The organism is Marinobacter xestospongiae, assembly GCF_023156385.1.
Lineage (GTDB): Bacteria > Pseudomonadota > Gammaproteobacteria > Pseudomonadales > Oleiphilaceae > Marinobacter > Marinobacter xestospongiae.
This window is the reverse complement of the sequence record NZ_JAKZAK010000010.1, coordinates 46,441-59,667: the sequence shown is the minus strand read 5'-3', so window position 1 is coordinate 59,667 and position 13,227 is coordinate 46,441. Positions and strand designations below refer to the sequence as shown.

The 13,227-nt window shown below is 61.8% G+C and carries 13 protein-coding genes; 5 read left to right on the top strand and 8 right to left on the bottom strand.

The window, feature by feature from the left end; all coding sequences use genetic code 11:
* Positions 1-28: 28 nt before the first annotated feature.
* The 4 genes from MLD24_RS09300 to MLD24_RS09285 form a co-directional block, all read right to left on the bottom strand.
* Entirely contained in the window at positions 29-826 is a 798-nt protein-coding gene (locus tag MLD24_RS09300; protein ID WP_227171553.1) for a ParA family protein, read from the bottom strand.
* Positions 827-1,089: 263 nt separating this feature from the next.
* A complete protein-coding gene (gene hda, locus MLD24_RS09295; RefSeq protein WP_227171554.1) occupies positions 1,090-1,812 on the bottom strand; it encodes a DnaA regulatory inactivator Hda in 723 nt (240 codons plus the stop codon).
* Complete coding sequence (locus MLD24_RS09290) at positions 1,791-2,348, bottom strand: CDP-alcohol phosphatidyltransferase family protein (RefSeq protein ID WP_248166400.1); 558 nt, start codon at positions 2,346-2,348, stop codon at positions 1,791-1,793. The genes hda and MLD24_RS09290 overlap by 22 nt, the downstream gene beginning before the upstream one ends.
* 30 nt (positions 2,349-2,378) lie before the next feature.
* Positions 2,379-3,722, bottom strand: coding sequence for a DUF2066 domain-containing protein (locus tag MLD24_RS09285; RefSeq protein ID WP_248166397.1), 1,344 nt, complete (start codon positions 3,720-3,722; stop codon positions 2,379-2,381).
* A gap of 211 nt (positions 3,723-3,933) precedes the next feature.
* On the opposite strand from MLD24_RS09285, the gene purM reads away from it, so the two are divergent.
* The 3 genes from purM to MLD24_RS09270 all read left to right on the top strand — a co-directional run bounded on the left by purM (position 3,934) and on the right by MLD24_RS09270 (position 6,577).
* Positions 3,934-4,998 carry a phosphoribosylformylglycinamidine cyclo-ligase gene (gene purM, locus MLD24_RS09280; protein ID WP_248166395.1) on the top strand — a complete coding sequence of 355 codons (1,065 nt, stop codon included), beginning with the start codon at positions 3,934-3,936 and terminating at the stop codon, positions 4,996-4,998.
* Positions 4,995-5,663, top strand: coding sequence for a phosphoribosylglycinamide formyltransferase (gene purN / locus MLD24_RS09275; RefSeq protein ID WP_248166393.1), 669 nt, complete (start codon positions 4,995-4,997; stop codon positions 5,661-5,663). Before purM ends, purN begins: the two co-directional genes overlap by 4 nt.
* 143 nt (positions 5,664-5,806) lie before the next feature.
* Complete coding sequence (locus MLD24_RS09270; protein WP_248166391.1) at positions 5,807-6,577, top strand: DUF3108 domain-containing protein; 771 nt, start codon at positions 5,807-5,809, stop codon at positions 6,575-6,577.
* Here MLD24_RS09270 and MLD24_RS09265 read toward each other — a convergent pair.
* The 4 genes from MLD24_RS09265 to apbC form a co-directional block, all read right to left on the bottom strand.
* On the bottom strand, positions 6,552-7,814 hold the full coding sequence (locus tag MLD24_RS09265) for a valine--pyruvate transaminase (RefSeq protein WP_248166390.1): 1,263 nt from the start codon (positions 7,812-7,814) through the stop codon (positions 6,552-6,554). The two genes, MLD24_RS09270 and MLD24_RS09265, sit on opposite strands and share 26 nt — an antisense overlap.
* 107 nt (positions 7,815-7,921) lie before the next feature.
* Positions 7,922-8,521: a YjaG family protein gene (locus tag MLD24_RS09260; protein ID WP_248166388.1), complete on the bottom strand. Its 600-nt coding sequence runs from the start codon at positions 8,519-8,521 to the stop codon at positions 7,922-7,924.
* A gap of 46 nt (positions 8,522-8,567) precedes the next feature.
* Complete coding sequence (gene dcd, locus MLD24_RS09255) at positions 8,568-9,134, bottom strand: dCTP deaminase (protein WP_227171562.1); 567 nt, start codon at positions 9,132-9,134, stop codon at positions 8,568-8,570.
* A gap of 129 nt (positions 9,135-9,263) precedes the next feature.
* Entirely contained in the window at positions 9,264-10,364 is a 1,101-nt protein-coding gene (gene apbC, locus MLD24_RS09250) for an iron-sulfur cluster carrier protein ApbC (protein ID WP_248166386.1), read from the bottom strand.
* A gap of 221 nt (positions 10,365-10,585) precedes the next feature.
* Between apbC and metG the strand changes: the two genes are divergently transcribed.
* Positions 10,586-12,619: a methionine--tRNA ligase gene (gene metG, locus MLD24_RS09245; protein ID WP_248166384.1), complete on the top strand. Its 2,034-nt coding sequence runs from the start codon at positions 10,586-10,588 to the stop codon at positions 12,617-12,619.
* Between the two features lie 21 nt (positions 12,620-12,640).
* Complete coding sequence (gene rsxA / locus MLD24_RS09240; RefSeq protein ID WP_227171566.1) at positions 12,641-13,222, top strand: electron transport complex subunit RsxA; 582 nt, start codon at positions 12,641-12,643, stop codon at positions 13,220-13,222.
* The last annotated feature ends 5 nt before the right edge of the window (positions 13,223-13,227 follow it).

Here is a 13,227-nt window from a genome sequence, read left to right as displayed (position 1 = left end):
CGTGTCTGACTCGACTTCGGCCCGGCCGTCAGTCGGCCAGAGGCTCCAGTTCCACCTGCTCACCATTGAGCACACTGAACAGGCGCTCAAACTGCTGAGTCAGGGCGTGTTTGGGAGCCATATGAATCAATGGTTCCCGGCTCTGGTGGGACTCTTTCATTTTGACGGAGCTGGACAGCCGCACCGGTAACACCGGCAACCCCTCTTCCAGCAATTCCGCCACCAGTTTTTTGGGCAGACTGGCGCGGGGCTGGAACTGGTTGGCCACAATGCCTTCGACCACCAGCTCGTCGTTGTGATCTTCCTGCAGATCACGGATTTCATTAAGAATGTTGTACAACGCCTGGCGCGAGAAGTCGTCGCAGTCAAACGGGATCAGGCAACGCTGGGCGGCGATCAGAGCCGAGCGGGTGTAGAAATTCAGCGCCGGCGCGGTGTCGATGTAGATGGCGTCGAACTGCTCACCGAGCTTTTTCAGCGCCTCCCTCAGCTTGTAGATCTTGTGCTTGGCCTCCAGCTTGCGCTCAAGGAAGTCCAGCTCCGGGCTGGAGGGCATGACAAACAGGTTGGGAAACGGGCTGGCGTGAACAAATTCGTCGGGACGACGGTTGAACATGGTGAACGCCACGGTCTGCTCCAGCAGATCCGCCACCGTATCCCGGAGTTCCGCCGCAGGTTTGCCCAGCAGGTAATGGGTGGAGTTGCCCTGGGGGTCCAGATCCACCACCAGCGTACGCTTGCCACGGGCAGCGCTGATGGCCGCCAGGTTACAGGTGATGCTGGATTTGCCAACACCCCCTTTCTGATTGAATACGACTCTTCTCATACTGTCCCCTGGATGTGTGCGTGGGGACCGACTGTCGGCCGGGCGACGGTCTGGCACAGGCGTGCTGACCACACTCTCCGGACAGTGACACACTGGCGGTCCCTGAGGTTGTCCAGGCCTGTCACGTGCCTGAGTTGTTCCTTGAGTATTCTGGAGCCGTTTGCCCGGCTCTCTTGGTTATCTAAAACGGCGTTAGCCAATCCAACTGAGTTATCTGAACTGAGCTTGTCCGGCCTTAACCCGCTATTATCCGGTCCGGACGCTTACCAGCCCATGACCGACTTGACGAAGGGTATCGTCAGTTTTCGCTGGGCCCGCAGGGAATTTTCGTCCAGCCTGTCCAGAATGGCCAGCAGGTCCGCCAGTTTTCTCGGCGCCCGTCGCATGATGAAGCCCGCAACATCATCCGCCAGTACCAATCCCCGCTGCTCGGCGCGGGTTCGAAGAATGGTCAGCCGGTCATCGTCCCGGTAGATACCAACTTGGATCACCAGCCCATGCTGCAACCGCGACAGCAGGTCCCGCAAACCAAACGACACCACACTCGGAGGAGCCGACAGACTCACCATCAACCGGCGTCCCCGGTCGAGGATGCGGTTATAGAGGTGAAACACCGCCTCCTCCCAGTCCGCCTTGCCGGCGATCAGGTCCAGGTCGTCCAGGCAGATCAGATCCAGTTGCTCCAGGCCAGCGAGTGCGCCAGGACCAAAGGGCAGCACTTCCTCCATGCTGATGCAGACGGTCCGCTCTGAACGTCCCTCCGCCTGGTGACAGGCAGCCTGCAACAGGTGGCTCTTGCCGGTGTCGGAATCCCCGCACAGCACCACCACCTGCAACCCGCTGCCACCGCCGGCATCCACCAGCTGCTTGAGGCGGTTGGCCGCGGACGCGTTGCGCTCGCCATGAAAGTTGTCGAATCTGGCATCATCCCTGAGCTTCACGCCCAGGGTCAGCTGAGGACCACTCAATGCCTCTTTGCCCTCCACGCCCGCATACTCCACACCACTACGTAATGAATACCGCTGATGATCGTCGACAGTGCCACCAGCACAATTCCCGCTTCCTTCACCCAGGGCTGGAGCGGGACTCCGGCCAGCATCATGATGATTACCAGAACCACCAGAATCTGCACCAGAGTATTGAACTTGCCCAGAAAACTGGGCTGCATCTCGAAACGGCCGATACCGTAATGGAACGCGAGGCCGCCGGCAACGATCAATAGATCCCGCCCCAACACCAGCAGGAACAGCCACATGGGCAGAACCCCGGTGAGCGACAGCATGAGATAGGAGGTAATCAGCAAGGCCTTGTCGGCCAGGGGGTCCGCCACCGCGCCAATACGGCTGCGCCAGTCAAACTGCCTTGCCAGAAACCCGTCGAAGGCGTCGGTGACCGCGGCCAACAGAAAAATCACCAAGGCTGGCCGGTAGTTACCTTCCCAAAGCGCAATAGCAAACGGCAGGATCAGGAACGCCCGAAGAAACGTCAGCGCGTTGGGAATCCAGCGCCAGCTGTGGGTCATCCGTCGACTCCGTTTCGCCAGACGGCCAGCCTAGGGCTGGCCGGCATCGCCACCAGCGGAGGGAGCCCGCTGCCAGCGATAGTGAAGAATGGGGTACAGCGACTCAAAGGCCTGTTCACTGTCCTCGGGATTCAGCGCCGATGACTGGTAACGAAACACCGGTGGCGCAACATCACCCTCACCCGCCGCTGCCTGTCCGTCAACGTCGCCACCGGCGGTTGCTGTGAGTTGCCCACTGGCAGTCTGTGCCACATCGTCGGTGGCGGCAATGCCTTCTGCGGCATTGTCCTCTGCAGCCATCACTGTCGCTTCCTCGGAGACAAAGCGCGGGTCCAGCGCCATGTACTCCCGCAACTGGGCCAGCTCACCCGAGAATGCCACCCGCAGCACCACCCGGGTTGGCGTCACCCGTACCGGGCCAACTTTCAGCACTGGCGTCAAACCATCCAGCGCCGCCTTGGCCGCGGCGTAATCGGTCATCCGCTCAACATTGTCCAGTACGATGTCCACCTGCGGAGAATCGGCGATTTCGCCGGCTGCCACCGCATAGCGGGAGGCCAGCAGGTCAGCCCAATGCCCCACCATACGCTCCGCGAGGGCCTCTGGCGAGCCGGCCTGAATGGCGCGGTCCGATTCTTCCAGTCCGCGGCCGTCCAGCACCCAGGCACCCTGCCAGCCGCTACCGGAACGACTGATCCGTACCGACGCCAGCAGGTCGTGACTGAGGTCTTCCGACGCCGAGCGAAGCTCACCCAGGAACTGCCCCCAGACTTCCGACAGCAGCTCCCGATCCCCGCCCCAGGCCTGGGGCGGAAATGCCAGCGGCAGCCCCCGTCGGGCCGCAGCCGCCTGGAAAGCCCGATACCAGCGACCGCCAGAAGCGGCTTCACCGTCGTCATTGATCCGGGGCTGAGTCACCAGCTCCCGGCTGGCACCCTGCTGCACCGCCACCCAGGCCAGCGCCAGCGGGCGGTTGGCGCCCCACACCGGCGCATCAATCGACGACAGCGCCTGGTTTACCCCGACCGCGCCAAACGTCATTCGCAGGCGATAGCCACGACCACCACCCCGCAGAAACTGATAGGTTTGCAGCAGCGATTCCGACTGCTCCAGTACCGGTGCCAGCTCTTCCCGCTGGAGGATGCTGGAATGGCCCGACACCCGCAGCAGCACCTGTTTGAGCCCCTCTCGGGCCCCGGCCTCCAACTGGCTCTGGCCAGATCCGGCGACAGGCACCTCAACGGCATAAAGCCCTTCCACCGTAACCGCCGACGCTGACGACCACACCAGAGCCAGCAACAGCGGCACCAGGCGCCTGAGCCAGCGGGCGTTGGGGAAGGTTGTCGTTTTGTGCGTAAGACCGTGTCCTGGCATGAATCACCCTGCATTCCGTTTTGTGGCGCATAGGATACACCAAGGCCCCAACGCTGAGTAGCAACCCGGCCGCGCTGCCACGGCAAAAAAACGGCCATACGGAGCGATGGGCCCCGTGGCTGGAGGACGTCAGGGGAAATGCAGTTGGAGCGCCCCTTCGCAACTGGTAAAATCCCGCGCCTATCCTTCGGCCAAAACGGTTTTCACTACCATGAGCGAACGCAAGCCCTCCCTCACCTACCGCGACGCGGGTGTCGACATTGACGCCGGCAATGACCTGGTCCATCGCATCAAGGATACTGCGGCCCGCACCCGACGCCCGGAAGTCCTCGGCGGTCTGGGTGGTTTTGGCGCCACGGTGGCCATCCCCGCCGGCTACAAAGAGCCGGTGCTGGTATCCGGTACCGACGGAGTGGGCACCAAGCTTCGCCTGGCCATGCAACTGAACAAGCACGACAGCATCGGTATCGACCTGGTTGCCATGTGCGTCAACGATCTGGTGGTTGGCGGCGCCGAGCCACTGTTCTTCCTGGACTACTACGCCACCGGCAAGCTCAACGTTGATGTGGCCGCCCAGGTGGTGGAAGGCATCGGCACCGGTTGCGAGCTCTCCGGCTGCGCCCTGGTGGGTGGTGAGACTGCCGAAATGCCCGGCATGTACGAAGGCGACGACTACGACCTGGCCGGTTTCTGTGTTGGCGTGGTCGAGCGCGGCGAGATCATCGACGGCTCCCAGGTCCAGGAAGGCGACGCCCTTATCGCCCTGGGCTCCTCCGGCCCCCACTCCAACGGTTACTCACTGATTCGCAAGATCATCGAAGTCAGCGACGCTGACCTGCAGCAGGACCTGGCAGGTCAAACCCTGGCCGACGCGCTGATGGCGCCGACACGCATCTACGTCAAGAACCTGCTGCAACTGCGCTGCGAAGTCGAGATCCGGGCCATGTCCCACATCACCGGCGGCGGCCTGCCGGAGAACGTTCCCCGCGTGCTTCCCAAGGGAACCGTGGCCGCCATCGACACCAACAGCTGGCAACTACCACCCGTCTTCCAGTGGTTGCAGGACAACGGCAACGTGGCCATTGAAGAGATGTACCGCACCTTCAACTGCGGCGTGGGCATGATCATCTGCGTACCGGCCAACCAGAAACAGCTGGCCCTGGACGCCCTGCAATCCATGGGTGAGCAGGCCTGGGAAATCGGCACCATCGAGCGCCAGGACGATCGTGACGCCGACGCATCGGTTCGCTACGCGCCAGGACTGCTGAACGCATGATGAACCAGGAACTGACCGATCCCCGCATCCTGGTGCTGGTATCCGGCAGCGGCAGCAATCTGCAGGCACTGATCGAAGCCACCCGGGAGCGGGACTACCCGGGGCAGATCGTCGCTGTCGGCAGCAATCGGCCGGACGTTCTGGCCCTGGAACGCGCCAAACGGGCCGGCATCGAGACCTTCACCGTGGACCACCAGAAATTCGGCTCCCGCGATGAGTTCGACACCGCCCTGAAAGCGGAGATTGAGCGCCACAGCCCCGACGTGGTGGTGCTTGCCGGATTTATGCGCATTCTCACACCCGGATTCGTCAACGCCTTCCGCGGCCGGATGCTGAACATCCATCCGTCGCTGCTGCCGAAATACACGGGCCTCAACACCCACCAGCGCGCTCTCGATGCCGGCGACCAACGCCACGGCGTGTCAATTCACTTCGTCACCGAAGACCTGGATGGCGGCCCGGTGATCGCCCAGGCCGAGGTGGCCGTGGCCGCTGATGATGACGCCCAGAGCCTCGCTGCCCGGGTGCAACAGCAGGAGCACGTACTGTACCCCATCGTACTGCGCTGGTTCTGCGAAGGCCGGGTTCAGCTGGATGACGAACACGCCACCTTTGACGGCACCCCGCTGACCCAGCCCCTGGTGCTGCCGGCCGAGGAAGCCTGAGAACGCCTGGCCAAGGAGGCCGGGTTAACGCCCTGTCATTCCGGAGACTTTCCCTTCGGGCTACACTGTGAGCGAGCCAGGGCGATATTTCCGCCCTGGCTGCAATCCCGCACTCATCACGACGTTGCCCGGAGAGCCCGTCCATGCCCACCCCGGTCCTGCACCGACTGTTCTCGGCCGCCATGATCGGCGCCGTGCTGCTCATGACCAGCACAGCCAGCGCGGCCGCCACCACACCTTCCGAGGCGACCTCGGCGCTCTCGCTGACGCCCTACGAGGCCAGTTTCAGCGCCTCACTGGACAAGGGCGTGGCAATTGATGGCGGCGCCACCCGCACGCTGCGACAACTGGACAGTGGCCTGTGGCACTACGATTTCAGGGTATCGTCATTCATTGCCAACATCACCGAGTCGGTGATCTTCCGCTGGCAGGATCATCGCGTGATCCCTCTGCGCTATCGCTACCACCTGTCCGGCATGCTGATCCGCGATCGCGAGCGGCTGATTGACTTCAACTGGCAGGACGGCATGGTGTCCGGTCGCTATGAGGGCAAGACCTTCGAGTTGCCGCTCCGGCCCGGCAGTCTGGACCCGCTGGGCTACCAACTGCAGCTCCATCAGGACCTGCGGGCGGGATTGACCGACGTGACCTATCAGGTGGTGGACAAGGGCCGCTACGACGAAGACCGTTTCCAGGTCATTCGTCAGGAGCCTCTGCAGACGGAGCTGGGTGAAGTGGAAACCTTGGTGGTGGAGAAGGTCCGTGGGGAAGGCAGCGGGCGCGAAACGCTGATGTGGTTCGCGCCCCAATGGCAACACCTGCTGGTACGGCTGACCCAGAAAGAACCGGATGGCAGCCGATACCAGATTCACCTGGAAGACATGGAGCTCAGTGAGCGGCCCACACCGCCTTGACCTCGTCGGCGATGATACGCAACCCTTCGGCTACCTGAGCATCGTCCTGGGAATAGGTCACCCGCAGGCACTCATGGCGGTGACGCCAGTCATCCTCCGGCAGGCCCGGGAAGAAGTAATGACCGGACACCACCAACACCCCTCGCTCCTTGAGGCGCTGATACAGTTCCAGGCTGGAGATCGGCAGATCCGGGAACCACAGCCACAGGAACATTGCGCCTTCCGGCTTGTGCACATACCAGCGAATACCCTCCCCCATGGCCTGGGTAAAGGCCGCGACCGCCCGCTCCATCTTGCCACGATAGAACGGACACACCACCTCCCGGCTGAGGGAAAGAATCTCGCCGCTGCGCACCAGCGGTTCCGCCAGCATCGCACCAAAGCTGCCGGTGGCCAGGTTCATGATGGCATTGACCCCGGACAGCGCCGAAATGATGCGTTCATCCGCAATCACAATACCGGTTCGAGCCGCCGGCAAGCCCAGCTTGGACAGGCTCAGGCACAGCACGATCTGCTCATTCCAGGTTGGCGTCGCCTCCACGAACAGCAGGCTCGGGAACGGCGTACCGTAAGCGCCATCGACAATCAGTGGCACATCATGGCGCCGTGCCAACGCCTCGAGGCGCGCCAGTTCCTCATCCGTGACCACATTGCCAGTGGGGTTGGTCGGCCGTGACACGCAGATGGCGCCGGTGTCCGCCGTCACCTCCACCGCATCGAAATCAACCCGATACTTGAACTCGTGGGCGTCGGTGAAGGTGATCTCCGGCTTCACCGCCTTGAACAGCTCCGGCGCAATTCCGGCGTCGGCATAACCGATATACTCCGGCGCCATCGGCAGCAGGATGTGCCTGCGGTGGCCGTCTTCGTAGTCGCCACCAAACATATTAAACAGCATGAAAAATGCCGCCTGACTGCCATTGGTCAGGGCCACGTTCTCCGGCGCCAGGTTCCAGCCGTATTCCGCGTTCAGCAGATCCACCAGCGCCGCGATGAAGCGTTTCTCGCCCTGGGGCGGATCGTAAATCCCCACCAGGCGGCGTACCGCATCGGGATCGGCGGCCAGATCGCCCAACACCTCGGTCAGTCGGGCTTGCACTTCGGGGATGTGGCCGGGGTTACCACCACCCATCATGATCATGTCGTCGCCGGATGCCAGGGCGTTGCCCAGATCCTCCATCAACGACGTGATACCGGCGCCGGCGGTGAACTTGCGGCCGAAAGAAGACAGTTTCATGGTGTGATCGTCCAAGTCGTCCAAGAATCGCCATCCATCGCGATAGCCATTCAGAAAACCCGGGGAGCCCCCCCGGGACCAGGACCCGACGCCTGTACCCGGCGCACTCAGTCCTGCAGTGATATGCCGATATTGCTGATGCCGTCGTTCGCCGCCATGTCACGCAGCTCGTCGACAAAACGCTCCAGTGGTGTGCGCTGACGCTTCAGGGCCAACACCAGGTCACGCTGGAACGCCTTGTCCGCCTTCATCAGCGGATGCTGATCAAGCAGGCGCACCAACTCATCCTCGTCCAGTTCCTCGCCGTCAGACACTTCAACGAAGTCCACGACGGTGGCCGTTGCCCACTGGGAGGCTTCGGTAGCCCGGTGCCGATCCGGATTGAGCCGGCACAACAGGGCCTGCTCCAGCAGGCGGCAGAAATCAAACGCCGGGTAAACGCCATACGCGTCGTAGACGTTCACATCCGGTGACAACGCCTCCAGTTTCGTCAGCAACTGCGGGATAGCCGATTCCGACGGCTCCTGCTGCAGCATCTCCCAGGTGACGTCGAGAAGCTGGCGCATCTTGGCGCCGGTCTTCAGGCCCACCGCATCGGCAAACAGGGCGTAGTTGGGGAAGCCGCGCTCGGCCAGAGCCACGATGAAGGCGAACTCTCGCCAGCCATGGAGCTGCTCGACCGCTTTCAGGAACTGGTTGGCATTCATAGCGCTGTCGCCTTGAAGATCGGGTGGGTCAGACGGTCGCGACACCTCATGTTTTTGGCAGGGTCACGCCGGTCTGGCCCAGGTACTTGCCGCCACGGTCCTTGTAGCTGGTCTCACAGACTTCATCAGACTCGAAGAACAGCATCTGCGCCACCCCTTCGTTGGCGTAGATTTTCGCCGGCAGGTTGGTGGTGTTGGAAAACTCCAGGGTCACCTGCCCTTCCCATTCCGGCTCCAACGGGGTGACGTTGACGATGATGCCGCAACGGGCGTAGGTGGATTTGCCCAGGCAGATGGTCAGCACGTTGCGCGGAATGCGGAAGTACTCCACGGTGCGCGCCAGGGCGAAGGAGTTGGGCGGAATGATGCAGACGTCGCTGGTCACGTTGACGAAACTGTTGTCGTCAAAGTTCTTCGGGTCCACCGTGGCCGAATGCACATTGGTGAAGATCTTGAACTCATTGCTGCACCGCACGTCGTAGCCGTAGCTGGACGTACCGTAGGAGATGACCCGGCCCTTCCCGGACTCACGCACCTGGCCAGGCTCGAACGGTTCAATCATGCCGGCCTCTTCGGACATGCGGCGGATCCACTTGTCGGACTTTATACTCATCAGTTCAATCTCACGGTGAATTCGGACAATGTGCGGACGGGAGCGGTCAAGCCCGCTCCCGTAAACCGGCTATTGTAACCACCCACGCCCACCAACGCCAAAGCCGGCGGAGGTCGCTGCGGAAATCCCTCAGTCGTCGCTGATGGAAATACTGGGGATGGGCGAGCTCAGGTTACGCTGTCGCTGGGACAACAGGGCGCTCAGCCGGCGGGCGATATCGCGGTAGCGACGTGCCACTTCCGAGTCCGGCTCCGCCACCACCGACGGGGTGCCACCATCGGTCTGCTCGCGGATGGTCATGTGCAGCGGCAGCTGGCCCAGAAGCGGCGTATCGTACTCTTCGGACACCCGCTCGCCGCCACCATGCCCAAACAGCGCCTCTTCGTGACCGCAGTGGCTGCAGATGTGCACGCTCATGTTTTCCACCACACCGAGCACAGGAATGTCGACCTTGCGGAACATTTCGATGCCTTTCTTGCAGTCCAGCAGGGCAATGTCCTGAGGGGTGGTGACCACCACCGCGCCGGTCACCGGCACTTTCTGCGCCAGGGTCAGCTGGATATCGCCGGTGCCCGGAGGCATGTCCACCACCAGATAGTCCAGCTCGTCCCACAGGGTCTGGGTCAGCAGCTGCTGCACCGCACCGCTGACCATCGGCCCGCGCCACACCATCGGTGTCTTGTCAGTCACCAGGAAGGCCATCGAGATGGCCTGCAGACCATGGGCCTTCAGCGGCAGGAAGTATTTGTTCTCCTTGGTGTCGGGGCGCGTGCCTTCGGCAATGCCCAGCATCATGCCAACGCTGGGGCCGTAGATATCCGCATCCAGGATACCCACCCGCGCACCTTCCTGGCTCAGCGCCAGCGCCAGGTTCACCGACGTGGTCGACTTGCCAACCCCACCCTTGCCGGACGCAACCGCGATGATGTTCTTGACCCCGGCGATGGATTGCAGGTCACGCTGGGCCTGGTGGGCATGGATACGCTGATTCACCGTCACCGAAACCGACGCCACGCCAGGCACATTCTCCAGCGCAGAACTCACCAGCTGCCGCAGGGCGCCAGTGATGCCCTCAGCGGCGTAAGGCAGCTCAACCACCAGCGACACCTCGCCGGCGTCGTCGATGGTCAGCGACTTCACCGCATCCAGCTGGAACAGATCACATTCGAGATAGGGGTCTTGGTATTGGCGCACGGCGGCTTCAAGAGCCTGCCGGGAAACGTCGGTCATGCCGTTCTCCAGAAAGTGGGGGCGCCACCGGAATGCCAGGCACACCGGCAGCAGCGATGTCGAAAGCCAGCCGCCCCGTCAGTCACCGCTGGCAGGACGCCAGTACCCGGCGCTCGGGGCAACAAAAACGGGCTATCTGGATGAAAAATTACCGGCCGGAAGGTATCATCTGTGCCCGCTTCTGACCACATCCATTATTGATCAAGGTTCGGACACTTAACATGACGCAAGCAAGCGAACAGAAACAGCGCGACATTCTGGTTACCAGCGCCCTGCCCTACGCCAACGGCCCGATTCACCTGGGACACCTGTTGGAGTATATCCAGACTGATATCTGGGCCCGGTACCAGCGAATGCGTGGCCAAAACTGTTACTACGTTTGCGCAGACGATGCCCACGGCACCGCCATTATGCTCCGTGCCGAGCGCGAAGGCATCACCTCCGAGGCCCTGATTGACCGTATCCGTCAGGAGCATCAGGAGGATTTTGCCGGTTTCAACATCCACTTCGACAACTACCACTCCACCCACTCGGAGGAGAACCGGTCGTTCTCGGAGTACATCTACCGGCGTCTGAGTGAGAACGATCACATCGCCACCCGCAAGATCACCCAGGCCTACGATCCGGAAAAAGAGATGTTCCTGGCGGACCGCTTCATCAAGGGCACCTGCCCGAAGTGTAAGTCCGAGGACCAGTACGGTGACAACTGCGAAGTCTGTGGCGCCACCTACACCCCGGCGGAGCTGATCAACCCGACCTCCGCAGTGTCCGGCGCCACCCCGATTGAGAAAGAATCGGAGCATTACTTCTTCCGTCTGCCGGAGTTCACCGACTTCCTGCAGCAGTGGACCCGCAGTGGCGCCCTCCAGCCCCAGATCGCCAACAAGCTGTCGGAGTGGCTGGACGCCGGCCTGCAGGAGTGGGACATCAGCCGTGATGCGCCCTACTTCGGGTTTGAGATTCCTGACGCACCGGGCAAGTACTTCTATGTCTGGTTGGACGCACCCATTGGCTACCTGGCCAGCTTCAAGAACCTGTGTGATCGCGAAGGCATCGATTTCGACCATTTCTGGAATGCCGATTCCGACGCCGAGGTCTACCACTTTATCGGCAAGGACATCATCAACTTTCACGCCCTGTTCTGGCCGTCCATGCTGCACAGTGCCGGCTACCGGACCCCGAGCGCGGTCTGGGCCCACGGTTTCATCACCGTCAACGGCAAGAAGATGTCTAAGTCGCGGGGCACCTTCATCATGGCCCGCACCTACCTGGATCACCTCAATCCGGAGTATCTGCGCTACTACTTCGCGGCCAAGCTCGGCAGCGGTGTCGACGACATGGACCTGAACCTGGAGGACTTTGCCTCCCGGGTGAACTCCGATCTGGTGGGCAAGGTGGTGAACATCGCCAGCCGCAGCGCCGGCTTCATAACCAAGCGGTTTGATGGCCAGCTTGGCACCGTGACCGAGCAGGACAAACTGAACACCTTTATCGACGCCGGCCAGGAGATTGCCGAGCACTATGAGGGACGTGAGTTTGGCCGTGCGATGCGCCGGATCATGGAACTGGCCGACATTGCCAACCAGTATGTCAACGACGAGCAGCCCTGGGTCATCGCCAAGCAGGAAGGCCAGGACGCCGCCCTGCAGGCGATCTGCACCAACGCCATCAACATGTTCCGCCTGCTGATGACCTACCTTGCGCCGGTGCTGCCGAAAACCGCCGAAGCCGCAGCCGAGTTCCTCAACAGCCCGCTGAACTGGAACGACCGTGGCGAGCTACTGCAGAACCACGGCATCAACAAGTTCAAGCCACTGATGAACCGGGTCGACATGGCCCAGATCGAGAAAATGCTGGAGGCGTCCCGCGAATCGGTATCCGCCGAGCCCGCGAAACCGGCCGCCGCAGCCAATCTGGAACCGATCGCCGATGAGATAGAATTTACCGACTTTGCCAAGGTCGATCTGCGGGTGGCCAAGATTGTCAAAGCGGAGCATGTGGAAGGTGCTGACAAGCTGTTGCGCCTGACCCTTGATATAGGTCACGGCGAGCGCAACGTGTTTGCTGGTATCAAGTCCGCCTACAACCCGGAAGATCTGGAAGGCCGGCTGACCGTCATGGTCGCCAACCTGAAACCACGGAAGATGAAATTCGGCCTGTCGGAAGGCATGGTGCTGGCGGCAGGCCCGGGTGGTAAGGACATCCACATCCTGTCGCCGGACTCCGGCGCCACCCCCGGCATGCGGATCATGTAGTCTCCGCGGGAGCCTGTTGCAATGTCAGAGTACCTGCTGATTCTGGTCAGCACGATCCTGGTGAACAACTTTGTGTTGGTCCAGTTTCTCGGCCTGTGCCCGTTCATGGGCGTGTCCGGGAAACTGGAGACCGCCATGGGCATGTCCCTGGCCACCACCTTTGTCCTGACCCTGGCCTCGGTCTGTAGTTACCTGGCCTACACCTATTTGCTGGCGCCGCTGGATCTGGCATTTCTCAAGACCATCACCTTCATCCTGGTGATCGCGGTGGTGGTCCAGTTCACCGAGATGGTGGTCCGCAAGACCAGCCCTCTGCTATACCGGGTATTGGGGATCTTCCTGCCACTGATCACCACCAACTGCGCGGTGCTCGGGGTTGCTCTGCTGAATCTCAACAAGCAGAACAACTTCGTGGAATCGGTGCTCTACGGCTTTGGCGCCGCCGCCGGCTTCTCGCTGGTGCTGGTGCTGTTCGCCGCCATGCGTGAGCGCATTGCCGTCTCCGACGTTCCCGTCGCCTTCCAGGGCGCCGCCATCGGCATGATCACCGCAGGACTGATGGCCTTGGCGTTCCTGGGCTTTACCGGCCTTGTCGGCGTCTGACCAGC